This is a genomic window from Pseudomonas syringae (assembly GCF_021606685.1).
GTDB lineage: Bacteria > Pseudomonadota > Gammaproteobacteria > Pseudomonadales > Pseudomonadaceae > Aquipseudomonas > Aquipseudomonas syringae_R.
This window is the reverse complement of sequence record NZ_WKCB01000007.1, coordinates 1-26,077: the sequence shown is the minus strand read 5'-3', so window position 1 is coordinate 26,077 and position 26,077 is coordinate 1. Positions and strand designations below refer to the sequence as shown.

Sequence of the window (26,077 nt, the reverse complement as noted above, 5' to 3'; positions counted from 1 at the left end):
GCGCCTTCCTGGCATTGCATCACTCGCCCTGTCGGGCCGGAGCGTCCAGCTCAAACGCGGTATGCAGCGCACGTACAGCCAGTTCCAGGTACTTCTCTTCGATCACCACCGAGACTTTGATTTCCGAGGTGGAGATCATCTGGATGTTGATGCTTTCCTTGGCCAGCGCCTCGAACATGCGGCTGGCAACACCGGCATGGGAACGCATGCCCACACCCACGATCGACACCTTGGCAATCTTGGTATCGCCAACCACTTCACGGGCGCCAATCTCGCTCGCGGTGTTCTGCAGGATACGTTCGGCTGCATCGTACTCGTTGCGGTGTACGGTGAAGGTGAAATCGGTGGTGTTATCGTGCGAAACGTTCTGCACGATCATGTCCACTTCAATGTTTGCGCCGCTGATAGGGCCCAGGATCTTGAACGCCACGCCCGGGGTGTCTGGCACGCCACGGATCGTCAGCTTGGCTTCATCGCGGTTGAAAGCGATGCCGGAAATGATCGGCTGTTCCATGGATTCCTCTTCATCAATAGTAATGAGGGTGCCCGGACCCTCTTTGAAGCTGTGCAATACGCGCAGCGGAACGTTGTACTTGCCGGCGAATTCCACCGCGCGGATCTGCAACACCTTGGAACCGAGGCTGGCCATTTCCAGCATCTCTTCAAAAGTGATCTTGTCCAGGCGTTGGGCCACGGACACCACACGCGGGTCAGTGGTGTAAACGCCGTCCACATCGGTGTAGATCTGGCATTCATCGGCCTTGAGAGCCGCTGCCAGCGCCACGCCGGTGGTGTCCGAACCGCCACGCCCGAGGGTGGTGATGTTGCCCTGCTCGTCCACACCCTGGAACCCTGCTACAACTACCACACGCCCGGCCTTGAGATCTGTGCGGATTTTCTGATCATCAATCTGCAGGATGCGCGCCTTGGTATGCGCACTGTCGGTCAGGATGCGGACCTGGCTGCCAGTGTAGGACACCGCCGGCACACCGCGCTTGTTCAGCGCCATGGCCAACAGTGCAATGGTCACCTGCTCACCGGTGGACACGATCACATCCAGCTCACGCGGCAGCGGTTGTTGATCGCCGCTGATTGCCTTGGCCAGATCGATCAGGCGATTGGTTTCGCCGCTCATGGCCGACAGCACCACCACCAAGTCGTCGCCGGCATCGCGGAATTTCTTAACCTTGTCGGCCACCTGCTCGATTCTTTCGACAGAGCCGACCGAGGTGCCTCCAAATTTCTGTACGATCAAAGCCATTTCTAAGCCGCCTCAGCCCGTAAAGGGGCGCCCAATAAACGAATCTTCCAGCAACCGAGCGAGCCCACGACTAGACCATGGGCTCATTAACAGCGCCTTAAATACCTGCCTCGACAAACGGCACGGTCAGGGCCAGGGCCGCGTCCAGAGCACCGGCGTCTACACCACCGCCTTGCGCCATGTCCGGACGACCACCGCCCTTCCCGCCCACTGCCGCAGCGGCTTGTTTCATCAAATCACCGGCCTTGAGTTGGCCAGTCAGGTCTTTGGTTACACCGGCAACCAGAACGACCTTATCCTCATGGACACTGCCGAGCAGGATCACTGCGCGGCCGAGCTTGTTCTTCAACTGATCGACCAAGGCCAACAGCGCCTTGCCGTCCTGACCGTCCAGGCGCACAGCCAGGACTTTCACGTCCTTGACGTCCACCGCAGAAGCCGACAGGTCATCACCCGCAGCGCTGGCCGCCTTGGCTTGCAACTGCTCAAGCTGTTTCTCCAGCGCACGGTTGCGCTCCAGCACGGCGGACAGTTTGTCGATCAGGTTGTCGCGGCTGCCCTTGACCAGGGTGGCCGCTTCCTTGAGTTGTTCTTCAGCCGCATTCAGGTAGGCCAGGGCCGCAGCCCCGGTCACCGCCTCGATACGACGCACACCGGATGCTACGCCACCTTCGCTGACAATTTTCAGCAGGGCAATGTCGCCGGTACGGTTGGCATGGATGCCGCCACACAGCTCCACCGAGAAGTCGCCGCCCATGCTCAGTACGCGCACGTTGTCGCCGTACTTCTCGCCGAACAACGCCATGGCGCCTTTGGCCTTGGCAGTCTCGATGTCGGTTTCTTCGGTTTGCACCGGGGTGTTCTTGCGAATCTCGGCGTTGACGATGTCTTCCAGCGCCTTGATCTGCTCTGGCTTGATCGCTTCAAAGTGGCTGAAGTCGAAACGCAGGCGCTGGCTGTCGACCAACGAGCCCTTCTGCTGGACGTGCTCGCCCAACACCTGGCGCAATGCGGCGTGCAGCAAGTGCGTGGCCGAGTGGTTCAGCGCGGTGGCATGGCGTACGTCGGCATCGACCTGGGTGTCGACCGGCGCGCCCACCGTCAGGTTGCCCAGCACCAAAACACCGTGATGCAGGAACGCACCGCCGGTTTTGGTGGTGTCGCGCACTTCAAAGCGGCCGGAGGTCGAGCTCAGGAAGCCACAGTCGCCCACCTGGCCACCGGACTCGGCGTAGAACGGGGTCTGGTCCAGGACCACGACCGCCTCGTCGCCTTCGCTCAACACGTCGACCGACTTGCCGTCTTTATAGAGGGCAACAATCTTGGCCGAACCAACGGTGGCACTGTAGCCAGTGAATTCGGTGGGTACGTCAACCTTGACCAGGGTGTTGTAGTCCAGGCCAAACGAGCTGGCGGAACGCGCGCGCACGCGCTGGGCCTCCATCTCACGCTCGAAACCGACCTCATCGATGGTCAGCTCACGCTCACGGGCGATATCGGCGGTCAGGTCCATCGGGAAGCCGTAGGTGTCATACAGCTTGAACACCACGTCGCCCGGCACCACGGTGCCTTTGAGCCCGGCCAGGTCCTGCTCCAGAATCTTCAGGCCGTGTTCCAGGGTCTTGGAGAATTGCTCCTCCTCGGCCTTGAGCACGCGCTCGATATTGCCTTGCTGCTGCTTGAGTTCCGGGAAGGCTTCGCCCATCTCGGCAACCAGTGCGGCAACGATTTTGTAGAAGAAGCTGCCAGTGGCGCCCAGCTTGTTACCGTGACGGCAGGCGCGTCGGATGATGCGACGCAGCACATAGCCACGGCCTTCGTTGGACGGCAGCACACCATCGGCAATCAGGAAGCCGCAGGAACGGATGTGGTCCGACACCACCTTGAGCGAAGACTGGTTTTCATTGGCGCAGCCAATGGCCGCCGCCGACGCGCTCAGCAGGTTGGTGAACAGGTCAATTTCATAGTTGGAATGCACGTGCTGCATGACCGCACTGATCCGCTCCAGGCCCATGCCGGTATCCACCGACGGTGCCGGCAGCGGATGCAACACGCCGTCGGCGGTGCGGTTGAACTGCATGAACACGTTGTTCCAGATCTCGATGTAACGGTCGCCGTCTTCTTCCGGCGAGCCTGGTGGGCCACCCCAGATGTCGGCGCCGTGGTCGTAGAAGATCTCGGTGCAAGGGCCACACGGGCCGGTATCGCCCATGGTCCAGAAGTTGTCGGATGCGTATGGCGCGCCTTTGTTGTCGCCGATGCGGATCATGCGCTCAGCGGGCACACCGATTTCCTGGGTCCAGATGTCATACGCTTCGTCGTCCGTCGCGTACACGGTGACCCAGAGTTTTTCCTTGGGCAGCTTCAGCACGCCGGTCAGGAAGGTCCAGGCGAAGGTGATCGCGTCTTTCTTGAAATAGTCGCCAAAGCTGAAATTACCCAGCATTTCGAAGAAGGTGTGGTGGCGTGCGGTGTAACCGACGTTTTCCAGGTCACTGTTCTTACCGCCGGCGCGTACGCACTTCTGGCTGCTGGTGGCGCGGGTGTAGGCGCGCTTTTCCTGGCCCAGGAAGCAGTCCTTGAACTGGTTCATCCCCGCGTTAGTGAACAGCAGGGTTGGGTCATTGCCTGGGATCAAGGAGCTGGAGGCGACACGGGTGTGACCTTGCTCTTCGAAGAAGCGAAGGAAGGCTTCACGGATTTCTGCGCTTTTCATAGGTTCTTCCACGGAGGCTGCGGCCAAAGGCCAGTGCGCAACATCATCAGACGGAGCGACGGCAAAGGGCCGCATTATATCGGCCCTTTGCCGGTGGTACAGCGTGTTTATGCGATAGAGAGGTTCAATTAGACGGTCTGCACGCTCATTTTTGCGAGAATTCGACGAATGTCTGCGCCACCTGCTCGATCTGCGCCCGGCTTACATCCAGGTGCGTGACCATGCGCAGACGCGGCGCGACGCTCAGCTTGATCCCGCGCTCGGCGGCAAACGCCTTCAAGGCCTGCGCCCGGTCGCCAATCTGCACGTAGACCATATTGGTTTGCACCGACTCCACCTCATAACCGGCCTGACGCAGCGCATCGCCCAGCCATTGGGCATTGGCGTGGTCATCGGCCAGGCGCTCTACCTGATGATCCAGCGCATACAGCCCCGCCGCCGCCAGCGAACCGGCCTGGCGCATGCCGCCGCCGACCATCTTGCGCAAACGGCGCGCCTTGGCGATCAAGGCCGTGGAGCCGCACAGCACCGAGCCAATCGGCGCGCCGAGGCCCTTGGACAGGCACACCGAGACCGAGTCGAAATGCCGGGCGATCTCCCGCGCATCCACCCCAAGCTTGACCGCAGCGTTGTAGAGCCGTGCGCCATCCAAGTGCAGGGCCAGGCCGTGTTCACGGGTAAAGGCGCGCGCCTGCTCCAGGTACGCCAGCGGGAGCACCTTGCCCTGCATGGTGTTTTCCAGCGCCAACAGCCGGGTGCGGGCGAAGTGGAAGTCATCCGGCTTGATGGCCTCGAGCACCTGGGCAAGGTCGAGGGAACCGTCTGCCTGCACCTCCAGCGGCTGCGGCTGGATCGAGCCCAGCACCGCCGCGCCACCGCCTTCATATTTGTAGGTGTGGGCCTGCTGGCCGACGATGTATTCCTCGCCGCGCTCACAGTGAGCCATCAATGCCAGCAGATTGCTCATGGTGCCGGTGGGCACGAACAGCGCCGCGGCAAACCCCAGGCGCCTGGCCAGTTCGGCTTCGAGATGATTGACGCTCGGGTCTTCGCCGTAGACGTCATCGCCGCTGACGGCAGTCGCCATCGCGTCGAGCATGCCGGGCGTGGGTTGGGTCACGGTGTCGCTGCGCAGGTCGATCACAGACATCAAACAAACCTCGAAGGGGTGCATTGAGTTTCTTATGAAGATGATTACTGCGGGCAACACCACGGAATATCAAGCCCCGACTGCATTCAATCGAATACCAACCAAACAAACCGATATAGGTTATCGATACGGCGATCGTGCAGTTTTTGAAAAACCATGTTAAAAACTCTCCGCCGCCAGGGTTCTGGCGGCAACGTTCTCAGGGCGGGGTGCAATTCCCCACCGGCGGTAATTGCACGCAATGTGCATAGCCCGCGAGCGCTTGGCGCCTCGAACTGCTCACGCAGGACGGCGACAAGGTCAGCAGACCCGGTGTGATCCCGGGGCCGACGGTCATAGTCCGGATGAAGAGAGAACGGGATTGGCACCTAAGGGCCGCGCACCTATTGTGCAGGCGTACCCTTAAATCCCATTCGATTCATAACGCCCTGTTTTTTTCTTAAACAGGAGTCAGAACATGCAACCCACCGCAATCGACAGCAAAAGCAAAAACCACCACGGCGAGCGCGTCGCGTTTATCCAGGCCTGCTGGCACAAGGATATTGTCGACCAATCCCGTAAAGGTTTCCTCGCCGAAATGATCGCCCAGGGCTACCAGGAATCGGACATCGATTTCTTCGAAGTCGGCGGCGCCTTTGAAATGCCCCTGCACGCCAAGCTGCTGGCCAAGACCGGCCGTTACGCCGGTATCGTCGCTGCCGCGCTGGTGGTAGACGGCGGCATCTACCGCCACGAATTCGTCGCCCAGTCGGTGGTCAGCGGCCTGATGCAGGTGCAGCTGGAAACCGAAGTGCCGGTGTTCTCGGTGTCCCTGACCCCGCACCACTTCCACGCCGGCAGCGAACACCACACCTTCTTCTACGAACACTTCGTGCACAAGGGCCAGGAAGCTGCACGCACCTGCGCCGACACCCTGCACAAGGTCCGCGCGATCCGTCGCAGCGAGCCGCGCGCTGTAGCGGTCTAAGCAACACTGCAAAACCAATGTGGGAGGGGGCTTGCTCCCGATGGCGGTGCATCAGCTAAATATAAGCTGGCTGACACACTGCTATCGGGAGCAAGCCCCCTCCCACATTTGGATCCGGTTAAACCTTGGGATTCAGGCCAGCCCGGCATCCGTGGTCGGCACGATCAATATTCCTGCTCGTGCTGTAGCGGTCCAAGCAACACTGCAAAACCAATGTGGGAGGGGGCTTGCTCCCGATGGCGGTGCATCAGCTAAATATAAGCTGGCTGACACACCACTATCGGGGGCAAGCCCCCTCCCACATTTGGATCCGGTTAAACCTTGGGATTCAGGCCAGCCCGGTATCCGTGGTCGGCACGATCAATATCCCTGCTCGTGCTGTAGCGGTCCAAGCAACACTGCAAAACCAATGTGGGAGGGGGCTTGCTCCCGATGGCGGTGCATCAGCTAAATATAAGCTGGCTGACACACTGCTATCGGGGGCAAGCCCCCTCCCACATTTGGATCCGGTTAGACCTTGGGATTCAGGCCAACCTGGCATCCGTGGTCGGCACGATCAATATCACTGCTCGTGCTGTAGCGGTCCAAGCAACACTGCAAAACCAATGTGGGAGGGGGCTTGCTCCCGATGGCGGTGCATCAGCTAAATATAAGCTGGCTGACACACCACTATCGGGGGCAAGCCCCCTCCCACATTTGGATCCGGTTAAACCTTGGGATTCAGGCCAGCCCGGCATCCGTGGTCGGCACGATCAATATTCCTGCTCGTGCTGTAGCGGTCCAAGCAACACTGCAAAACCAATGTGGGAGGGGGCTTGCTCCCGATGGCGGTGCATCAGCTAAATACAAGCTGGCTGACACACTGCTATCGAGGGCAAGCCCCCTCCCACATTTGGATCCGGTTAAACCTTGGGATTCAGGCCAACCCGGCATCCGTGGTCGGCACGATCAATATCCCTGCGCGCAAGCCATTCTTTACCTTGGGGTTGGGGAAGATGATGCGGGCGCCCTCCTCCTCGATCACCCAGCGGGTCTTGGCCACGTCTTCGGCCAGCAGATAACCCGGTGCCAGCGGCGAAAAGTTTTCCACGTCCATCGGCAGGTGCATCAGGAAGGCGTCGCTGTGCTTGATGACTTCACGGGACACGGCAAACAGTTGCAGGCCATCCAGGCTGTCGGTTGCCGGCTCGTTGCCCTCGATGATCTGCTTGAGGCGGGTTTCCAGTCGGGACACGTCCACACCCTGGTTCTGCCCGAACGGCCGCGCCTTGCCCAGCTCCAGGGTGAAGGCTTCGGCCTCCAGCTGCTCGTAGGTAAACGCGGTGAAGGTGATTGAGGTCTTGTTCTGCAGCAGCACCGCTTGCATGCCGGCCGCGTGCAGACGCGCCAGCTCGTGGCGTGAGTGCTGGCGACCGTCCTTCCACGGGTACAAGGCGAACTGCTCGATTTTCGAGCCGCGAATGGCCGTGTGCAGGTCGTAATGCAGGCGCGAACGGCCCGGCAGGTTGAAGAAGCTGCGCGCCCGTTGCTCAAGTTCAGCGGCGCGCATGGCTTCGGGGCCGATGTTTTTTTCATGCCGGCCGTTGAACAGCCGGTTGACGTCCAGTTCGAGGTAACGCTCGCCGCGGCGCATGGCTTCGGGGTTGCCGAACAGGAACAGAATACGGGAACGGGGTTTGATCTCCCCGCGGGCGATGCCATGCAACAGGCGGTCGAGCAGCTCGATCGGCGCGGTTTCATTGCCATGGATGCCGGACGACAGCAGCAGGTCACTGCCGTTGTCCAACGCCTGCGGCGGGCGCACTTCGAGTGCGCCCTCGCTGAGCCAGCGCATCTGCACGCCGTCGACAGTCAGTTGAATTTTTTGCGCCGGTTCACGACCGGCGAGGGTCAGTTCAAGCAGTTTGCCAAGGGCGAGCATAAGCAGCTTCCTTAGTGGTTGCAGCCAGGACCGTGGACGTGATCGTCGTCGTCACCTTCAACGTCGGCCGGTTCCATTTCCAGTTGCAGGCTCATCAGGTTGGTGGCCAGTGGGCGCATCAGCAGGTTGGCGTATTCGGCGTCGCCTTCTTCCACGTCCACACCGATCAGCAGTTGGCCACGGCCGTCGTGTTGGATCCAGATTTCCTTGCCCTGCCAGACCACGGCGACGCGGGTGCAGGAAGTTTCCAGCTGGGTGCCGTCGGTGTCTTCAAGAATCAGTTTCAGGGTGTCGGTAGTCATAAAATAACTCTCAGCATAGGGCGTAAAAGAAGGTGGCGTTAATTGATCTGGAAAGGATAAACCGAGCCCAGTTTAAGGATTTGCGTCAGTTCATCCAATGCCGTCCGGCACTCCAGCAACAATTGCGGGTCAGCCAGGTCGGTTTCGCGCAGGCTGTCGCGGTAGTGCTTGTCGACCCACTGGGTCAGCGTGTCGTACAACGGCGCGGTCATGATAACCCCTGGGTTCACCGCCGCCAGTTCCGTTTGGTTCAACGCTACGCGCAAGCGCAGGCACGCCGGGCCACCGCCGTTCTGCATGCTTTGCTTGAGGTCGAAGACTTTTACCTCGCGAATCAACCCACCGGAGGCGGTCAGGTTTTGCAGGTAGTGCCACACGCGTTCGTTGGCGCGGCATTCTTCCGGCACGATCAGCAGCATCGAGCCGTCGGCACGGGTCAGCAATTGGCTGTTGAACAGGTAGGAACGCACCGCGTCTTCGACGCTGACCTGCGCACGAGGCACGCAGACCGCCTGGAAGTTGCCGCCCAGCTTGCCCAACTTGCCGTGCAGTTCGCCGAGCATCTGTTCGGTATTGAGGAACGCGTCCTCGTGATAGAACAGCACTTCGCCATTGCCCACCGCGATCACGTCGTTGTGGAACACACCAGCATCGATCACCGCCGGGTTCTGCTGGCCATAGACCACGCCGTCGTCCTTTAGCCCGTGCAGGCGTGCAACCGCCTGGGATGCTTCAAGCGTCTGGCGCGCCGGGTATTTCTGCGGCGCCGGGTAACGGGTGTCGAACGCGCTGCGGCCGAACACGAAAAACTCGACGCCCGCCTCGCCGTAGTCACGGCAGAAGCGCGTGTGGTTGGCCGCGCCTTCGTCACCGAACTGCGCCACCGCCGGCAATGCCGCGTGGTGGGCGAAGTGCTTGGCGTCGGCGAACATCGCGCCCAGCACGCGGCTGGTGGTTGGGTGCTCGATGCTGCGATGGTATTTGCAGTTGAGGTTGGCGGCGGTGAAATGCACGCGGCCATCCGCCGTGTCGGCGCTTGGGCTGACCGTGGCGGCGTTGGCCACCCACATGCTCGAGGCCGAGCAGCTGGCGACCAGCAACGGCATGGCCTGCTTGGCCGCCTGTTGGATGACCTGAGCGTCGGTGCCGCTGAACCCGAGGTTGCGCAAGGCGGCGACGTCCGGGCGTTCCTGCGGCGCGAGCACGCCTTGCACAAAGCCCATGTCCATCAGCGCTTTCATTTTCTGCAGACCCTGCAACGCCGCTTCCTTGGGGTTGGAAGACTGCTGGCTGTTGCTCTGGGACGCGACGTTGCCGTAGGACAAACCGCCGTAGTTATGGGTCGGCCCCACTAGACCGTCAAAATTGACTTCATAGGATTTCATCGGCGAGGCTCCACGAACATCTGTTTTTATAGGCATCAAATTACTTGAACACACCACTGCCCTCTGTGGGAGGGGGCTTGCCCCCGATAGCAGTGGATCAGTCACCTGATTCATCAACTGACACACCGCCATCGGGAGCAAGCCCCCTCCCACATTTAGATCAGCGTAATTCCTGGCGTCAGTGTGGCTGGAACCACCAGGCTTGGGGTTTCCAGCGAGGCCACCGGGTACGCGCAATAATCCGCCGCGTAATACGCACTGGCGCGATGGTTGCCCGAGGCACCTACCCCACCAAACGGCGCAGTACTCGCAGCGCCGGTCAGCTGTTTGTTCCAGTTGACGATCCCGGCGCGACTCTCCAGCCAGAACTGCTGGTAACGCGCTTGGGAGTCCGACAGCAAGCCGGCAGCCAGGCCGTACTGGGTGTTGTTGGCCTCGGCAATCGCCGCCTCGAAATCAGCGTAGCGGATCACCTGCAGCAACGGGCCGAACAGCTCTTCGTCTTCGCGCTCGGTCACGCCGGTCACGTCGATGATGCCTGGGGTCAGCAAGGCAGCCTGGTCCTGTGGCTGGGTCATTTCCAGCAGCGCGACCGCGCCGTTGGCGAGCATCAGTTCCTGGGCGTCCATCAAGGCTTTCGCCGCACCGAGGGAAATCACCGAGCCCATGAACGGCGCCGGTTGCTGGTCAAACGCGCCGACTTCAATTGTCGCGCTGACCGCCACCAGGCGCGCCAGCAACGCATCGCCCCAGGCGCCTTGCGGCACCAGCAGGCGGCGCGCGCAGGTGCAACGCTGGCCGGCGGAGATAAACGCCGACTGGATAATGGTGTAGACCGCCGCATCCACGTCGGCCACTTCGTCGACCACCAGTGGGTTGTTGCCGCCCATTTCCAGGGCCAGGATCTTGTCCGGGCGCCCCGAGAACTGCTGATGCAAGTGGTTGCCGGTGCGGCTCGAACCGGTGAAGAACAAACCGTCGATGCCCGGGTTGGCCGCCAGCGCGATGCCGGTTTCCCGTGCCCCTTGCAGCAGGTTCAGCACGCCCGCCGGCAGGCCGGCTTCGATCCAGCATTGCACGGTCAGCTCGGCGACTTTAGGGGTCAGCTCGCTGGGCTTGAACAGCACGGTATTGCCCGCCAGCAAGGCCGGGACGATATGCCCGTTCGGCAAGTGACCGGGGAAGTTGTAGGGGCCGAATACTGCCACCACACCGTGGGGCTTGTGGCGCAATACGGCGGTGGCGTCGCCCAGGGGGCCGCTCTTTTCGCCGGTACGCTCGCGGTAGCTTTGTACCGAGATCGCGATCTTGTTGGCCATGCTGGTGACTTCGGTGGCCGATTCCCACAGTGGCTTACCGGTTTCTTCACCAATGCAGCGGGCGATTTCATCAGCGCGGCTTTTCAGGGTGGCGGCAAAGGCTTCGAGCACGCCGATACGTTCTTCCAGCGGGCGCCGAGCCCAGGCCGGGAACGCCTGGCGTGCGGCCTGCACAGCGGACTCGACCTGCTCGGCCGTGGCGCCATTGCCGGCCCACAGCACCTGCTGGGTCACCGGGTTGCGCGATTCAAACAGTTCACCCTGGCCAGCCAGCCAGCTACCTGCGATATACAGCGAATTCATTGTTTCGACTCCCGAGCAGCAGACAACGCAACAGCACGCACTTGATCACCCACCACCAGTTGCAGGCGCTTGGCGGTCTGCGGATCAACCACCAGCGTGCCTGCCGCCAGCCGGGCCGGAGCAGCCGTGATGCGGCACTCCTCGCGCTTGCGGTTATGGATCAGGAACGGCGTGGCGTCGTCCCCCGGTGTACCGATGGCGAGCACCAGCGACTGGCTGTCGCGCACGGCACGGATCTTGGTGGTTTCACACTCCACCGCCGGGCCTGCGTCAAAAATATCGACATAGCCCTGGTAGCTGAAGCCTTCGCTCTTGAGCATGCTCAGCGCGGGCTCGGTATCGGGGTGAACCTTGCCGATCACGTTGCGCGCGTCTTCGGAGAGGAAGCAGCTGTACAGCGGAAACTTGGGCATCAGCTCGGCAATAAACGCCTTGTTGCCCACGCCGGTGAGGTAGTCGGCCTGGCTGAATTCCATCTTGAAGAAGTGCCGACCCAGGCTTTCCCAGAACGGCGAGCGCCCGGCGTCGTTGGACACCCCGCGCATCTCGGCGATGATCTTGCTGCCGAACAGCTGCGGGAATTCGGCGATAAACAGCAGGCGCGCCTTGGCCAGCATGCGACCGTTGAGACCGCTGCGGTAATCGGCGTGCAGGAACAACGAGCACAATTCGGAATTGCCGGTGAGGTCGTTGGCCAGAAACAGCGTCGGGATCTCGCGGTAGATGTTCAGCTCCTGGGAGGCGCTGACCGTCAGGCCAACCCGGAAGTTGTACCAGGGCTCACGCAGGCCGACCGCACCGGCGATGGCGGAAATACCCACCACGCGGCCTTCGTCGTTTTCCAACACGAACAAGTAGTCGGCATCGCCGCGCCCGGCGTCGCCACGAAAGGTTTTTTCCGCCCAGCCCACGCGGTGGGTCAGGCGCTCTTCGTTGGCCGGCAAGGTAGTCAGGCCGGTGCCGGTGCTGCGTGCCAGATCAATCAGGGCCGGTAAATCGCTGCTGCGTACGGGACGAACGATCATGCTATCTCCTCAGACGGGCCGCCTGTTCAGGCCACCCGCGAAACTCTGTTCTTTAAACCGCAACCAGACGCACGCTGGCGCCTTCGCCGACACCCAGGGCCTCGGCCGCTGCCAGGTCCAGGGTCACCGGCTTACCGGGCGCGTAGTCCAGCTCGAGCATCACCGCGCGGTAATCCTGCAACTGCGCGTTGCTGACCAGGTACTGACGGCCAACACCCTTGACCATCTCGCCGATCTTCACCGGCACCACGCGGCTCTGGGCGATCGAGCGAATGCCCGAGACCCGCGCATGCAGCGTCGGGCCGCCGTCGAAGATGTCGATGTAGTGGTCGGTCTCGAAGCCTTCACGCATCAGGATGTCAAAGGTGATCTGTGCACGCGGGTGTACCTGGCCCATGGCTTCCTGGGCTTCGTCCGGCAGCAGCGGCACGTAGATCGGGTAATGCGGCATCAGCTCAGCGAGGAAGGTGCGGCTTTTCAGCCCGCACAGGCGCTCGGCGGCGGCGTAATTGAGGTCGAAGAAGTTGCGACCAATGGCGTCCCAGAACGGCGAGTCACCGTTCTCGTCGCTGTAGCCGACGATCTCGGTCACCACCGAGCCGGCAAAGCGCTCGGGGTGGCTGGCGACGAACAGCAGGCGGCCACGGGAATTGAGTTCCGACCACGGCGAGCCGACCAGCTCGGGCACCACGTAGAAACTGGTGAGCAGGCTGTTGCCGGTCAGGTCGTGGCACTGGGAAAGCACGTGGATTTTGTTGTGGATCTTCAGCTCGCGGGAGGCGTGCACGAAGGTCTCGTTACGAAAGCTGTAGAACGGCTCCGAGTAACCGGCCGAGGCGACAATGGCCGAACAGCCGGCGAGCTTGCCGGTCTCGGTGTCTTCAAGCACGAAGAAATAGCTTTCTTCACCGTTGAAACTCACCTCGGCCGCGAAGGATGCTTCGCTGGCGGCGATCTTGTCGCTCAGGCGTTCCACATCATCCGGCAAGGAGGTGACACCAATCGGGCTGTCTGCAGCCAGACGCTGTACCTCGCCCAGATCAGCCATTTGCGCGGGGCGCATCACCAGCATGGTGTCACTCCTTAACTCGAAAAACTCATAGGAAAAATACCGGACAGGCCTGAAAACAACACCTATCCCCTTGTAGAGCAAATTCCAATGTGGGAGGGGGCTTGCCCCCGATAGCAGTCTGTCAGTTGATAAATCAGGTGACTGATCCACCGCTATCGGGGGCAAGCCCCCTCCCACACTTGATCCCGTCAAGCCAATCAGGCTTGGGTGAGGGTCTTCACAGCACGTTCGAAGCGATCCAGGCCTTCGTTGATGTCCGCCTCTTCCACCACCAAACTCGGCGCAAAACGCACCACGTCCGGGCCGGCTTGCAGGATCATCAGGTTTTCTTTTTCGGCCGCGTTGAACACGTCCTTGGCCTTGCCTTTGAAGGCGTCGCTCAGCACGCAACCGATCAGCAGGCCCATGCCGCGCACCTCGGTGAAGATGCCGTACTGTTTGCCGATCTGCTCCAGGCGCGCTTTGAACAGGTCGTGCTTGGCATTCACGCCCGCCAGCACTTCAGGGGTATTGATCACGTCGATCACCGCTTCCGCCACCGCGCACGCCAGCGGGTTGCCGCCGTAGGTGGTGCCGTGGGTGCCGACTACCAGGTGCTTGGCCAGCGCCTCAGTGGTGAGCATCGCCGCAATCGGGAACCCGCCGCCCAGGCTCTTGGCGCTGGTGAGGATGTCCGGCACCACGCCGTAATGCTGGTAGGCGAACAGATGGCCGCTGCGGCCCATGCCGGTTTGCACTTCGTCGAACACCAGCAGCGCGTTGTTCGCGTCGCACAGTTCGCGGGCACCTTGCAGGTAGGCCAGTTCGGCCGGCAACACGCCCCCTTCGCCCTGGATCGGCTCCAGCACCACGGCGCAGGTCTTGTCCGACACGGCGGCTTTCAGCGCATCCAGGTCGTTATAAGGAACGTGGGTGATGCCGGTGATTTTAGGCCCGAAACCATCGGAGTACTTCGACTGGCCACCGACGTTGACGGTGAACAGGGTACGGCCGTGGAAGCTGTTGAGCGCGGCGATGATCTCGTACTTCTCAGTGCCGAAACGGTCGAACGCGACGCGACGGGCCAGCTTGAACGCGGCCTCGTTGGCTTCGGCGCCGGAGTTGCAGAAGAACACGCGCTCGGCGAACGTGGCGTCGATCAGCTTGTGGGCCAGGCGCAACGCCGGCTCATTGGTGAAGACGTTGGACACGTGCCACAGCTTGTTGGCCTGTTCGGTCAGTGCACCGACCAGCGCCGGGTGCGCATGGCCCAGTACGTTGACCGCGATGCCGCCGGCAAAGTCGATCAGCTCGCGACCCGCCTGGTCCCATACGCGCGAACCTGCGCCACGCACGGGGATAAAGGCGGCAGGTGCGTAGTTGGGAACCATCACCTGGTCGAAATCGGCACGTTGCACCGGGGCTTGCTCAACGGACATCGGAGTCTCCTGAAGAGGAACGCCTGCCTGGAACTGGCGGGCGATGCAGGGATTGTAAGGACAGTTTTGGGCGCGGCCTTGCCGCCAAGCGACAACTTCTTATAGCGCCAACCCGCGATTTTCGCGGGTTTACGCCAATGCGACAAATAGCGTCGCAATGGCGCAGTTTAAACGCTGGCGCACGGTTTGCGGCATCGGCGGGCGGATTTGTCCATCACCCGGTAAAAACCATCTATGCACCGCCTGCCGCCCGGCACGCTTTGGTCCCATTGGCCGTCATCCCATTTGGATTCCCCGCCATGAACGACCGTACTTCCAGCCCTCACTATCGCCAACTGATCAACGCCGTGCCGCTATGGCTAGGCAATGCCAGCCCGGCCCGGCACCAACAACTCAAGGGCACCACGCTGACGATCCCGAATTGGTACAGCAGCGCCTCGGCCGCCGATCACTACACCCTCAAAACGCTCAACCGTGCCGCCTGGGCGGCGCAGAACCCGGTGGATCAGGCCCTCGGCAGGCTGCAGGATATCAACGCCTTCGCCCGGCCCAAACTGCAACAGGCGCTCAGCACCCGGTTCAGCCTGGAGCTGGACGTGGAAGCGACCCTGGTGCGTTTCTACCTCCCCGCCAGCATCCCGTGGTTCCCCATTCGCTCCGGTGCCGCACGCACCTGGACCGTCTCGTTGCTGGAAGCCGCGCTGCACAACTTCGAACCCGACGAAACCCGCGCCGATGCCCACGAGCGCGCCTCAAGCTACCTGCGCAAAGTCACCGATACTGAACAGTTCGAAATCCTCACCACGGTCAAAGACCGCATGAGCATCGAGGCCTTTACCCAGTTGTGCCGGGAGCTGGACCTCGGCGGCCAATACCAGACGTATCTGGCCGAGCAACTGCTGGAACCGGTGGCCTCGGCAGTGCTGCAACGCCAGGTCGACGCCAGCCAGAAAGCCGCCCTGAAGGTGGCCCTGCAGGTTGCGGTGATCAAGCGCGACCTCAGCGAGACGCTGCAACGTCTGATCGAAGGCATCGTCGACGGCCTGCAGGGCATGCGCCTGGACGGCAAGACCTGGCGGGCCCACGACTTGACGATGATGTCGGCACAGTTGACCGGCATCGTGCTGTTTGCGCCGGACCTGGAACAGCATCAGCAGAACGTGCCGGTGGTGGCCTATATCCCGGACGACCCCGACCACCCGATCAAGCACTACGCCTCGAGTGCCGCACTGATGCAGGCGCTGACGCAAAAACTGCGCGCCCCCACCTATCAGGCGTTTTTCAGCCGGTTTGTGGCCCACGAAGAACGCGGCTATTTCTTCGCCGACCTGCGTCAACGCTTGAGCAGCGTAACCTGGCACCAGCACGTCAGCGGCGACCCGATGCCCACCTGGCGCGACACGCCGACCAGCAAACCCAACCTGCAATTTGCCGCCAAACCCATCAGCGGCGAGCTGTTGACACATCTGTATCAACGCAAACTCAACAAGATCATCAACGACGCTGCGGTGATGGCCGTCTCCACCGCCAACGCCGACCGCAAAGCGCGCTGGGAGCGTTGGGACGCCCTGCAGAATATCGCCTCGACCTTGCTGCAGATTGCCGCCTTTATTGCCGCGCCGTTTTTCCCGCCACTGGGGGCGCTGATGATCGGCTATACGATTTACCAGGTGCTGGATGAAACCTTCGAATCCATCATCGACTGGGCCGAAGGTCTCAAAACCCAAGCGTTCAGCCACTTTATGACGTTGCTGGAAACCCTGGTGCAACTGGGCATGTTCAGCGTGGGCATGCCCATCGCCGAGAACCTGCTACGCCAAGCGCTGCCCCGAGAGCTGTGGGATTTCATCGACCGACTCACACCGGTGCAGCTTCCCGACGGCCAGACACGCATGTGGAACCCGGACCTGAGCCCTTATCGCCAGCCCAGCGCCCCCGGCTCCCAAGCGCTGGGGCTTTACGAGGACGGCAACACCGCAAGCCTGCGTTTACCTCACGGCCAGTTCGGCGTCAGGCAGGTGGGCGACACCGGCGTATACAAGATCCAACACCCCAGTCGCACCAATGCCTACCAACCGCTGGTGCGGCACAACGGCGCCGGCATCTGGAGTACCGAACTGGACCAGCCGCTGACCTGGAACGACGAGCACCTTATCCAGCGCCTCGGCACGATGGCCGAGGGCCTGCCGCCGGCTACCCTGCGCCGCGCCTGCGCCTTCAGCGAAACCGACAATAACGCCCTGCGCAAAATGTACCTGGACAACGAACCATTGCCGCCGCTGCTCGAAGACCAGATCGCACGTCTGAGAATCGACCAGGACCTGCAGCGCTTTATCGACCAGATGCACAGCGATGACCCCGCCCTCTATACCCAGGCCGACCCGCATGCCCAGCTGCAACTGCTCACCACCTATGACCTGTGGCCCGAAACCAAAGCCCTGCGTTTTCTCAATGCCAACGGCGATATCACCTGGCAGTACGCGCCGAAAACCCAATACCCGGTGGTGCAGATTCACGAGGCACAACTGGCGCGGGGCGACTTGCTGAGCATCGTGTTGCAAAGCTTGAATGAAACAGAAATCAGAACCCTGCTGGGCGAGCCGTCGGCAGGCGCACCCAACACGCTGCCGGTGCGTACCTCGATGCTGCGCAAAAAAATCGCGCAACTGGCCGATGAAAAACGCGCCGCATTGTTTGACTCGCGCTACCGCGGCCTGGAAGCCAGACACTCGCCCAGAATTCAGGCACTGATCGACACGCAGCCAGGCCTGCCCACCAGCGTCGCCCGCGAACTGCTGCGCGGTGCCAGCCGTGAAGAACTCAAGCAGATCGATCGGGCCCAGGTACCCGCGCGCCTAAAAGAGCTGGCGCGCTGGGCCCAGCAGGAAGTGCGCCTGACCCGCGCCTATGAAGGGCTGTTTCTCAAATCCTCCGACAACCTGGACAGTGATTTACTCGCACTGCACTCGCTGGAACGCCTGCCAGGCTGGCCGAGCAAGGTGCGTATCGAAGTCAAAAACTATTCGTTCAATGGCCTGTTGCGCGACAGCATCGGCCAGCCCACGGCGCCGACACGCAGAGTGCTGGTGATGACTGAAAACGCTGAATACGAAACCTACGATCACAACGGCCTCCATCTGTTTGGCCGCACCGACCTGTACACCGCGATTCTGCAAGCATTGCCGGATGCCGAGCGAGAGGTCCTGGGTTTGAACATCGGCGAAGGCGAAAAACTGCGGCAGAGCCTGAGCGACGCGCTGCTGCCGCGTGACAGCCTGCGTACCGTCCTGCTGCAACACCCCGTGAGCAAACCAGCCTATGACCCCACAACGATGCGCCTGCCCGGTGGCATGATCGGCTATCCCGCTGCCACGGGTCGCAGCCTGGTAGACCGCGCACAACAGCTGTTTCCCAGTATGCAACCCGCACTTTTGCAAGAACTGGTGGCGACCCTCAATCAACAGCCCGGCGGCGCATTGAGTGCGCTGGTGTCGTTGCAAAGCCAATACTTTGGCCTCGAACACGACCTATCACTCTGGGAAGCCAACACCCCTCGGCTGTACCCGGGAACCCAAGTGCGCATGGGCCGTCATGACTACGCCGACGCAAAAAGCGCCCGTCGACGCTGGGCAGAACAGCTCAAGCAATGCTGGCGCCTGGAAACCGCCCCTGATGATGCTTTCGAGGGCGGTTTTCAAGGCTTCAAGCTGGAATTGCCGGACCCCGTCCAAGGCGCCCTGCCCACCTTGAACATGCAACTGGCGCACGTGACGTTCCTTGAGCTGACAGGTGATTCCCACACCGAGGGCGTCACAGCGTTCTTGCAATACTTCCCGACACTCCGTCACGTGGCACTGCGCAACCTGCCCTTGAACAGCATCCCTCCCGCCCTGTCCAGCATGCCCGGCCTGACCGAGCTGGTGCTGAGCAATTGCGGCCTCACCTTGAGCGCCTCTGACGCAGCCGCCCTCGCCGCCATGAAACAACTGCGGGTGCTGGACCTTTACGCCAACCCGCTGGAACGCATTCCGAATCTTACGGACCTGCGCGACCTGAGCTTTCTGGACCTGGCCGAAACCCGCATCAACACACTGCCTCAGGGCCTGCTGCAATTGCCGGAACTGGGCACTGCCGTGCTGCGGGACAACCGCTTCAGCACGTTGCCCCAAGCACTGTTCGACCTGGCCCCGGAGGCCAGCAGCGCGTTTGATTTCTCCGGCAACCCGCTGTCCCTGGCGACCCGTAACAAGGTCAAGGCGCACTACCAACTAACGGGGGAAGACTGGGGCATTGCCGCGCCACAGGCCGACCTCGCCACCACCCAGGCGCTTTACCCCACGTTTACCCTCGAGGAAGCCCAGCGTTTTGTCATGGGGTTACCCGGCGACTTAGCCGCTGGCCAGCGCACGCTGGCCGGGCTGAAACAGGAGTATCAGGTACTGCAAGCCGACCTTGACCTGTGGGTCGTCTCGCAACCGGCAGAGCATCCCATCCTCGGTATCGCGTTGGACGCCCAAAGCGCCGCGCAGGAGCAGTACAAACGCGCCCAACTTAAACAGCTGCTGGAGCAGACTTGGCGTCGCGAAACCCAAGTGGATACGGATAACCCCGACATGCGCATCAGCCACAAGCTGATTTTCACGCAGCCGATACTGGGCGAGTATCCCGCACTGAGGGCTAACTTTGAGCACGTCTCGGTGATGAAGCTGCACTGCGACCACCTCACCACAAGTGTGGATGCGTTCCTCAACAGTTTTCCCAAACTGCATGAACTGAGCATTCACAGCGGCGCGCTGGGAAACATCCCCGAGGCGGTTTTCCGCATGCCGAAACTGCGCCATCTGACCCTGACGCGCTGCGAGCTCACGCTCACCCCCGCCAGCGCGGGGTCTTTGACAGGGATGGAGAACCTCGTCTGGCTGGATTTGCACGGCAACCCGCAACTGACGATCACCCCCGACCTCAGCCAGATGCCGGCCCTGCGCTTGCTGTCGTTGAACCGATGCTCGATCACCGAGTTGCCCGTGGGGCTGTTGACCCGCGACCAACTGGAGGTGGCGGACTTGCGCAATAACCTGATCACTCACTTGCCCGCCGCGCTTTACGAAACGCCGCGAGAACGGGTCAACACCCTGTTTTTACGCGGCAACCCGTTCACCCCGAGAGGTCAAGCGCAGGTCGTGCAATTTGCGCGTGACACCGGCATCGATCTGCTGCGCCCGCTGGATGCGGTCAACTTCCCGGCACTTGAGCCAATGGAGGTCGACGAGTAGCGCGCCCTAGCCGCGCTCGGAGGGCACTGACGACAATTCGAACGGGCTGCTGCTGCGCCGTTGGTTGCGGTCTTCACGTGGGGTGGCGCCGAAGAAGTTGCGGTAGGCGCTGGAGAAGTGCGGCCCCGAGGAGAAGCCGCACGACAGGCCGATCTGGATGATCGACTTGCTGGTTTGCATGAGCATCTGGCGGGCCTTGTTCAGGCGCAGTTCCAGGTAATACTGGCTGGGGACGCGGTTGAGGTATTGCTTGAAGATGCGTTCGAGTTGTCGTCGCGACACGCACACGTGCTGGGCGATTTCGTCGGTGGTCAACGGCTCTTCGATATTCGCTTCCATCAACAAAACGGCCTGGGTCAGCTTAGGGTGGCTGGAACCCAGGCGGTTTTGCAGCGGGATGCGCTGGCGCTCGCCGCCTTCGCGGATGCGTTCTACCACCAGTTCTTCGGACACCGCTCCGGCCAGCTCGGCGCCGTGATCGCGGGCCAGTACCGCCAGCAGCAGGTCGAGCACCGACATGCCGCCACAGGCGGTCAGGCGGTCACGGTCCCAGTCGAACAGATGGCTGGTGGCGATGACCTTGGGGAAACGCTCGGCAAAATCATCCTGCCAGCGCCAGTGCACGGCGGCGCGGTAGCCATCCAGCAAACCGAGCTGGGCCAACGGATAGACGCCAGCCGACAAGCCACCGATCACGCAGCCTGCGCGCACCAGTTGTTTGAGCGCGGTGCTCAGTTGCGAGGCGATGACGGTCGGCGGCTCATCCGCCAGCAGGAACAGTTTCTGGAAGCCTTCGAGTTTGCCGGCCCACGGCTCGCCCGGCAGTTGCCAGGCGCCCTCGGCTGGCGGCTCCGCTTGCAGGAACGACAGCTCGTAGACCACGTCCGGATGCACCCGCTGGGCAACGCGCAAGGCCTCCTCAGCCAGCGCAAGCGTCAGTGCTTTTGTGCTGGGCCAAATCAGGAAACCAATTTTATGGGCGGTCATGGAGTGCTATCCGAAGCTAGTAACGGTAATGAAGACAAAGGCCAATGCTAGCCGGTAAACCCACACAAATCTCAAAAACGATAAAGATCCACTATGGAGATCCAATGTGGAAGGGGGCTTGCCCCCGATAGCGGTGCATCAGATAAACATGCACTAGCTGATACACCGCTATCGGGGGCAAGCCCCCTCCCACATAAAGCAACTTCAGCAGTAAGGGACTATTTCAAGCTGCCAGACAAGAACTGCTGCAACCGCTCCGATTGCGGGTTCACCAGCACTTCACGCGGGTTGCCACGCTCTTCTACGATGCCTTTGTGCAAAAACACCAGCTGGTTCGACACCTCACGGGCAAAGCCCATTTCGTGGGTGACGACCACCATGGTACGGCCTTCCTGGGCCAGATCCTGCATGACCTTGAGCACTTCGCCGACCAACTCCGGGTCCAGCGCCGAAGTAGGTTCGTCGAACAGCATCACCTCCGGCTCCATCGCCAGGGCACGGGCGATCGCCACGCGCTGCTGCTCACCGCCGGACATGTGGCCGGGGAACGCATCCTTACGATGGCCCACGCCGACTTTGGCCAGGTAGTGCTCGGCTTTTTCACGCGCGTCTTTTTTCGACATACCCAGCACGTGCACCGGGGCTTCCATCACGTTTTCCAGCGCGGTCATGTGCGACCACAGGTTGAAATGCTGGAACACCATGGACAGGCGCGAACGCATGCGCTGCAGCTGTTTAGGGTCGGCGGCCTTCATGGCGCCGTCCTTGTTGGCCACCAGTTTCAGCTCTTCGTTGTTGAGCAGAATCTTGCCGGCGTGGGGTTGCTCGAGCAGGTTGATGCAGCGCAAAAAGGTACTTTTGCCCGAACCACTGGAACCGATGATGCTGATCACATCACCGGCCGCGGCGGCCAGGGACACGCCTTTGAGCACTTCATGACTGCCATAGCGTTTATGCAGGTCTTGGACTTCAAGTTTGTACATGCGGTCGGTTCTCACAAAAACAGGTGGTCAGTCGTTGAGCAAGCGCCCGTGACGCAGCGCTTCGCGCCCCGCCACCTTGGCCAGCCAGAAACCCGCTTGGGCATAACGTAGCCGTTCAACGGCAAACAACACTCCCGAAGTGCCTGCGCAAATGATGCTTACGCGGTCCTCCAGGGGGTCAATCACTTCAAAAATCGGCTCGCCTTTTTCAACCACATCACCGGCTTTACGCAGGTAACTGATCACCCCGGCGTGGGGCGCGAACAACAGCTCGGTGCCTTCAAACGGCAGGCCTTCACAAGGTTCGAACCGAGGCGCGTGCCATTCCCCCTTGATCAAGCCCTGCTCGGCGAGGAACGCGAGGATGCCTTCGGCGTGGAAGATCGCTTCGTCACGGCCAGTGTCGGCCTGGCCGCCCAGCTCCAGCGTAGTCGCCAGACAGGCCAGCGGGATCTGCGCCTCAGGGAACGCCTGGGATAAACGCAGCCATGGCAGCGAACAGGCCTCATCGAACGAACTGCCGCCGGAGTCTTCCGCCAGCAGGCCGACTTTCACATTCAGGTGCGCCGACAGCGAACGCCACTGCGGCCAGTGCTGCGGCAGCGCATACATGTGCAGCGCGGCTTCGGCGTCGCAATGCAGGTCGAGGACCACATCGGCGGTGCACGCGTGGCTGAGCAAGATGCGCTGCATGCCTTGCAGCTGGCTGCTTGGCGCGGGCAGCGCGTTGAGCGCGTCGCTCATCGCCTGGCGGATCAGACGCACGTTGGCGTGCGGGTCATCACCCAACTTGCCGTTGAGCAACGCGGCAACCGGCTCACTCAACTCAACGAAATCGCGGTTGAAGTTTTTGCCGCTGCCTACCTCGAAGCGCCCCTGGTGGCTGCCTTGCAGCAGCTGGCCCAGGCCCATCGGGTTCGCCACCGGCACCAGCTCGATCACACCATTGAGGGCGCCTTGCTGCTCCAGTTCGGTGAGACGTTTTTTCAGCTCCCAAGCGGCGCGCATCCCCGGTAGTTCGTCGGCGTGCAGGCTGGCCTGGATGTAGGCCTTGCGCTCGCCACTGCCGAAACGGAACACGCTCAGCTGGCGTTCGCAGCCCAGGTGACCCCAGGGCAACCGGTGGTCGATACGTTCCATATCAGTGCTTCCTCGGCGCCAGGTAGCTTAGCCAGCGGCGCTCGGCCAACTTGAACAGGCGTACCAGGATAAAGGTCAGGCACAGGTAGAACACGCCTGCGGTGATATAGGCTTCGAACGGCAGGTAGAACTGGGCGTTCACCGTGCGCGCGGCGCCGGTGATGTCGATCAGGGTGACGATGGACGCCAGACTGGTGGTCTGCAGCATCATGATCACTTCGTTGCTGTACTGCGGCAGCGCGCGGCGCAGGGCCGACGGCAACAGGATGCGGCGGTACAGCTTGTAACGCGACATGCCCATGGCCTTGGCGGCTTCGATCTCGCCGTTCGGCGTGGCCTTGAGGCTACCGGCAATGATTTCGGCCGTGTAGGCGCTGGTGTTGATCGCAAAGGCCAGGCACGCACAGAACGTGGCGCTGGAGAGCAGCGGCCACATAAAGCTTTCGCGTACCGCTTCGAACTGCGCCAGACCGTAGTAGATCAGGAACAACTGCACCAGCATCGGCGTGCCGCGAATCACGTAGGTGTAAAGCCAGGCGACGCCGTTGATGAGCGGCTGCTTGGACACACGCATCAGGCCCAGGGGCAAGGCGGCAAGCAGGCCGAAGAACAGCGAGATAGCCAGCAATTTCAGGGTGGTCAGCAGGCCGCCAAGGTATAGCGGCATGGCCTCCCAGATGACGTTGTAGTCGAAGATCATAGATCAGCCGCCCTTACGCCTACCGAGTAGCGCTTCTCAAGATAACGCAGGGCCAACAACGACACGCTGGTGATCACCAGGTACATCGCCGCCACTGCGAGGAAGAAGGTAAAAGGCTCGCGGGTGGCATCTGCCGCCTGCTTGGCCTTGAACATCATGTCTTGCAGGCCCACCACCGAGATCAGCGCAGTGGCCTTGGTGAGGACCAGCCAGTTGTTGGTGAAACCGGGGATCGCCAGACGAATCATCTGCGGCACCATCACCCGGAAAAACACCTGGAAGCTGCTCATGCCATACGCAAGGCCGGCCTCGGCCTGGCCCTTGGGAATGGCCATGAAGGCGCCGCGGAAGGTCTCCGACAGGTAGGCGCCAAAGATGAAACCCAGGGTGCCGATACCGGCGGCCAAGGGGTTCAAGTCGATATAGTCGTCATAGCCGAGCATCGGCGCGACGCGGTTGAGCAGGTCCTGACCGCCGTAGAAAATCAGCAGGATCAGCACCAGGTCGGGGATCCCGCGGATCACCGTGGAATACAAGTCACCCAGCCAGGCCAACCAGCGCACCGGCGACAGGCGTAACGCGACCCCGATCAGACCCAGAACAATGGCCAAGGCCATGGACGACAAGGCGAGCTGAAGCGTCAACCATGCGCCATCGAGGATGACGGCCCCGTAGCCTTTCAACATGATTCAGGTCCTCGAAAAGGGGGGATGAAAAAATGGCGCAAACCGCAGGAATTCTGTTGCTTGCGCCATTTAGGACAGACAGCTGCGACGAGTTACTTAGGGTCAGCGCCGTAAATATCGAAGTCGAAGTACTTGTCCTGGATTTTCTTGTATTCGCCGTTGGCACGGATCGCGGCAATGGCGGCGTTGATGCGGTCCAGGTTTTCCTTGTCGCCTTTACGCACAGCGATGCCGATGCCGTCACCGAAGTACTTGGCGTCGGTGAACTGTGGGCCCACGAACGCGTAGCCTTTACCGGCCGGGGTTTTCAGGAAACCGTCCTGCAGCAGGGTGGCGTCAGCCACGGTGCCATCGAGGCGGCCGGCTTCCACGTCCAGGTAGATTTCGTTCTGCGAGCTGTAAGGCACCACAGTAGCGCCCTTGGGAGCCAGGACTTCCTTGGCGAAACGGTCGTGGATCGAACCGCGCTGCACACCGATCTTCTTGCCTTTCAACTCATCCAGGCTGTCGCTGACGCTGGTGCCTTCCTTCATCACCAGCTGCGCTGGGCTCAGGTAGTAGCGGTTGGTGAAGTCCACGGACTTCTTGCGGTCTTCAGTGATGGACATGGACGACAGGATCGCGTCGATCTTGCGCACTTTAAGCGCAGGGATCAGGCCGTCGAACTCTTGCTCAACCCACGTACATTTGACCTTCATTTCTGCGCAAAGGGCGTTGCCGATGTCGTAGTCAAAGCCGACGATGCTGCCGTCCGGCGCCTTCGAGGCAAACGGCGGGTAAGCCGCTTCGATACCAATTTTCAGCGGCTTGCCTTCAGCGAAAGCCTGCATGGACAGCACGGACAGCGCCAGGGCGCCCAACAGCACGAGTTTCTTCATCTTGGGACTCCATCGGTATAGGGCAAAACAGCAGTATGAGCCATGGCCCACGATGCGACGTAAAGGAACCGAATTGCGGTACTGCGTCCTACGCCAGCTCAACACTGGAGACGACGAGCGGGTGATCGGCATTCTAACGACAGGCCGGAAGCCGATATTTCCTCAATGCGACAACTATTTACAGAAGCACCGAGAAAGCGGTTCCAGCACATTGACAGCCTCTGAATTTTATGCAGAGACAAAAGATATTAAACCTGTTGATGCTGCAAATTGCGGGCCTATTATTCGCAAACCCTTCTAGCACGGCAAGTCTGGCGTTTAATCTTATTTCTGGGGGTGTCTGGAACGCGGCTTTTCGGGGCGTTGGCGTAGCACATTGCCTCATGTTTGGGCGCGGGGTTACACATTTAGGCTGAGCGGTAACATAAAGAAACCTTCTACTGCAGAAACCGATATTTATTGGGCTGTGGACTGGAGACCTGTAAGCCCCCCATGATTCCTGACCTGGAATGCAATCCAAATGTGGGAGGGGCGGTGCGACGATTCGACTTGCCCCCGATTGCAGTGTGTCAGCCAGCTCATCTGTTACTG

The 26,077-nt window shown here is 61.2% G+C and carries 18 protein-coding genes and 1 riboswitch; of the genes, 2 read left to right on the top strand and 16 right to left on the bottom strand.

Annotated elements, in window-relative coordinates; genetic code table 11:
• Positions 1-19 precede the first annotated feature (19 nt).
• The 3 genes from GIW02_RS04550 to ltaE all read right to left on the bottom strand — a co-directional run bounded on the left by GIW02_RS04550 (position 20) and on the right by ltaE (position 5,127).
• Positions 20-1,261 (bottom strand): aspartate kinase, encoded by a 1,242-nt coding sequence (locus tag GIW02_RS04550; RefSeq protein WP_056861669.1) that lies wholly within the window; start codon positions 1,259-1,261, stop codon positions 20-22.
• Positions 1,262-1,358: 97 nt separating this feature from the next.
• Positions 1,359-3,977 carry an alanine--tRNA ligase gene (gene alaS / locus GIW02_RS04545; RefSeq protein WP_236418931.1) on the bottom strand — a complete coding sequence of 873 codons (2,619 nt, stop codon included), beginning with the start codon at positions 3,975-3,977 and terminating at the stop codon, positions 1,359-1,361.
• Between the two features lie 145 nt (positions 3,978-4,122).
• A complete protein-coding gene (gene ltaE, locus GIW02_RS04540) occupies positions 4,123-5,127 on the bottom strand; it encodes a low-specificity L-threonine aldolase (RefSeq protein WP_236418929.1) in 1,005 nt (334 codons plus the stop codon).
• 191 nt (positions 5,128-5,318) lie between these two features.
• A riboswitch (FMN riboswitch) is annotated at positions 5,319-5,488 on the top strand.
• Positions 5,489-5,584: 96 nt separating this feature from the next.
• Between ltaE and GIW02_RS04535 the strand changes: the two genes are divergently transcribed.
• Entirely contained in the window at positions 5,585-6,094 is a 510-nt protein-coding gene (locus GIW02_RS04535) for a 6,7-dimethyl-8-ribityllumazine synthase (RefSeq protein WP_003233516.1), read from the top strand.
• A gap of 916 nt (positions 6,095-7,010) precedes the next feature.
• On the opposite strand, the gene astE is transcribed toward GIW02_RS04535, so the two are convergent.
• The 7 genes from astE to GIW02_RS04500 form a co-directional block, all read right to left on the bottom strand.
• Positions 7,011-8,015, bottom strand: coding sequence for a succinylglutamate desuccinylase (astE, locus tag GIW02_RS04530; RefSeq protein ID WP_236417226.1), 1,005 nt, complete (start codon positions 8,013-8,015; stop codon positions 7,011-7,013).
• An 11-nt stretch (positions 8,016-8,026) separates the two neighbouring features.
• The gene (locus GIW02_RS04525) at positions 8,027-8,317 is read right to left on the bottom strand and encodes a hypothetical protein (RefSeq protein ID WP_003214319.1); all 291 of its coding nucleotides are present in this window, start codon (positions 8,315-8,317) and stop codon (positions 8,027-8,029) included.
• Between the two features lie 38 nt (positions 8,318-8,355).
• Positions 8,356-9,702, bottom strand: coding sequence for an N-succinylarginine dihydrolase (gene astB, locus GIW02_RS04520; RefSeq protein ID WP_236417224.1), 1,347 nt, complete (start codon positions 9,700-9,702; stop codon positions 8,356-8,358).
• Positions 9,703-9,857: 155 nt separating this feature from the next.
• Positions 9,858-11,324 (bottom strand): succinylglutamate-semialdehyde dehydrogenase, encoded by a 1,467-nt coding sequence (astD, locus tag GIW02_RS04515; protein WP_236417223.1) that lies wholly within the window; start codon positions 11,322-11,324, stop codon positions 9,858-9,860.
• Positions 11,321-12,349, bottom strand: a complete 1,029-nt coding sequence (gene astA, locus GIW02_RS04510) for an arginine N-succinyltransferase (protein WP_236417221.1) — start codon at positions 12,347-12,349, stop codon at positions 11,321-11,323. The genes astD and astA overlap by 4 nt, the downstream gene beginning before the upstream one ends.
• Positions 12,350-12,401: 52 nt before the next feature.
• Complete coding sequence (aruF, locus tag GIW02_RS04505; RefSeq protein WP_236417219.1) at positions 12,402-13,421, bottom strand: arginine/ornithine succinyltransferase subunit alpha; 1,020 nt, start codon at positions 13,419-13,421, stop codon at positions 12,402-12,404.
• 197 nt (positions 13,422-13,618) lie between these two features.
• A complete protein-coding gene (locus GIW02_RS04500; RefSeq protein ID WP_236417218.1) occupies positions 13,619-14,839 on the bottom strand; it encodes an aspartate aminotransferase family protein in 1,221 nt (406 codons plus the stop codon).
• A gap of 299 nt (positions 14,840-15,138) precedes the next feature.
• Here GIW02_RS04500 and GIW02_RS04495 point away from each other — a divergent pair, with 299 nt between their 5' ends.
• Positions 15,139-20,112, top strand: a complete 4,974-nt coding sequence (locus GIW02_RS04495; RefSeq protein ID WP_236417216.1) for a dermonecrotic toxin domain-containing protein — start codon at positions 15,139-15,141, stop codon at positions 20,110-20,112.
• A gap of 6 nt (positions 20,113-20,118) precedes the next feature.
• Here the strand turns inward: GIW02_RS04495 and GIW02_RS04490 are convergent, their stop codons facing one another.
• From GIW02_RS04490 to GIW02_RS04465, 6 genes are all read right to left on the bottom strand, one after another.
• Positions 20,119-21,099 (bottom strand): GlxA family transcriptional regulator, encoded by a 981-nt coding sequence (locus tag GIW02_RS04490; protein ID WP_236417214.1) that lies wholly within the window; start codon positions 21,097-21,099, stop codon positions 20,119-20,121.
• A gap of 218 nt (positions 21,100-21,317) precedes the next feature.
• The gene (locus GIW02_RS04485) at positions 21,318-22,082 is read right to left on the bottom strand and encodes an ABC transporter ATP-binding protein (RefSeq protein WP_003214336.1); all 765 of its coding nucleotides are present in this window, start codon (positions 22,080-22,082) and stop codon (positions 21,318-21,320) included.
• A 27-nt stretch (positions 22,083-22,109) separates the two neighbouring features.
• Positions 22,110-23,222 carry a succinylglutamate desuccinylase/aspartoacylase family protein gene (locus GIW02_RS04480; RefSeq protein ID WP_236421783.1) on the bottom strand — a complete coding sequence of 371 codons (1,113 nt, stop codon included), beginning with the start codon at positions 23,220-23,222 and terminating at the stop codon, positions 22,110-22,112.
• A 1-nt stretch (position 23,223) separates the two neighbouring features.
• A complete protein-coding gene (locus tag GIW02_RS04475) occupies positions 23,224-23,922 on the bottom strand; it encodes an ABC transporter permease (protein ID WP_236419748.1) in 699 nt (232 codons plus the stop codon).
• Entirely contained in the window at positions 23,919-24,608 is a 690-nt protein-coding gene (locus GIW02_RS04470) for an ABC transporter permease (RefSeq protein WP_032886746.1), read from the bottom strand. Before GIW02_RS04470 ends, GIW02_RS04475 begins: the two co-directional genes overlap by 4 nt.
• A gap of 92 nt (positions 24,609-24,700) precedes the next feature.
• Complete coding sequence (locus tag GIW02_RS04465; protein ID WP_236419750.1) at positions 24,701-25,486, bottom strand: ABC transporter substrate-binding protein; 786 nt, start codon at positions 25,484-25,486, stop codon at positions 24,701-24,703.
• Between the last annotated feature and the right edge of the window lie 591 nt (positions 25,487-26,077).

Excerpts from the sequence above, each read along its gene's own strand:
- astD (WP_236417223.1), bottom strand. The coding sequence starts at position 11,324 with ATGAATTCGCTGTATATCGCAGGTAGCTGGCTGGCTGGCCAGGGTGAA.
- GIW02_RS04480 (WP_236421783.1), bottom strand. The coding sequence starts at position 23,222 with ATGGAACGTATCGACCACCGGTTGCCCTGGGGTCACCTGGGCTGCGAA.
- GIW02_RS04485 (WP_003214336.1), bottom strand. The coding sequence starts at position 22,082 with ATGTACAAACTTGAAGTCCAAGACCTGCATAAACGCTATGGCAGTCAT.
- astB (WP_236417224.1), bottom strand. The coding sequence starts at position 9,702 with ATGAAATCCTATGAAGTCAATTTTGACGGTCTAGTGGGGCCGACCCAT.
- GIW02_RS04490 (WP_236417214.1), bottom strand. The coding sequence starts at position 21,099 with ATGACCGCCCATAAAATTGGTTTCCTGATTTGGCCCAGCACAAAAGCA.
- GIW02_RS04535 (WP_003233516.1), top strand. The coding sequence starts at position 5,585 with ATGCAACCCACCGCAATCGACAGCAAAAGCAAAAACCACCACGGCGAG.
- GIW02_RS04500 (WP_236417218.1), bottom strand. The coding sequence starts at position 14,839 with ATGTCCGTTGAGCAAGCCCCGGTGCAACGTGCCGATTTCGACCAGGTG.
- GIW02_RS04495 (WP_236417216.1), top strand. The coding sequence starts at position 15,139 with ATGAACGACCGTACTTCCAGCCCTCACTATCGCCAACTGATCAACGCC.
- GIW02_RS04470 (WP_032886746.1), bottom strand. The coding sequence starts at position 24,608 with ATGTTGAAAGGCTACGGGGCCGTCATCCTCGATGGCGCATGGTTGACG.
- ltaE (WP_236418929.1), bottom strand. The coding sequence starts at position 5,127 with ATGTCTGTGATCGACCTGCGCAGCGACACCGTGACCCAACCCACGCCC.
- GIW02_RS04465 (WP_236419750.1), bottom strand. The coding sequence starts at position 25,486 with ATGAAGAAACTCGTGCTGTTGGGCGCCCTGGCGCTGTCCGTGCTGTCC.
- aruF (WP_236417219.1), bottom strand. The coding sequence starts at position 13,421 with ATGCTGGTGATGCGCCCCGCGCAAATGGCTGATCTGGGCGAGGTACAG.
- alaS (WP_236418931.1), bottom strand. The coding sequence starts at position 3,977 with ATGAAAAGCGCAGAAATCCGTGAAGCCTTCCTTCGCTTCTTCGAAGAG.
- GIW02_RS04550 (WP_056861669.1), bottom strand. The coding sequence starts at position 1,261 with ATGGCTTTGATCGTACAGAAATTTGGAGGCACCTCGGTCGGCTCTGTC.
- astE (WP_236417226.1), bottom strand. The coding sequence starts at position 8,015 with ATGCTCGCCCTTGGCAAACTGCTTGAACTGACCCTCGCCGGTCGTGAA.
- astA (WP_236417221.1), bottom strand. The coding sequence starts at position 12,349 with ATGATCGTTCGTCCCGTACGCAGCAGCGATTTACCGGCCCTGATTGAT.
- GIW02_RS04525 (WP_003214319.1), bottom strand. The coding sequence starts at position 8,317 with ATGACTACCGACACCCTGAAACTGATTCTTGAAGACACCGACGGCACC.
- GIW02_RS04475 (WP_236419748.1), bottom strand. The coding sequence starts at position 23,922 with ATGATCTTCGACTACAACGTCATCTGGGAGGCCATGCCGCTATACCTT.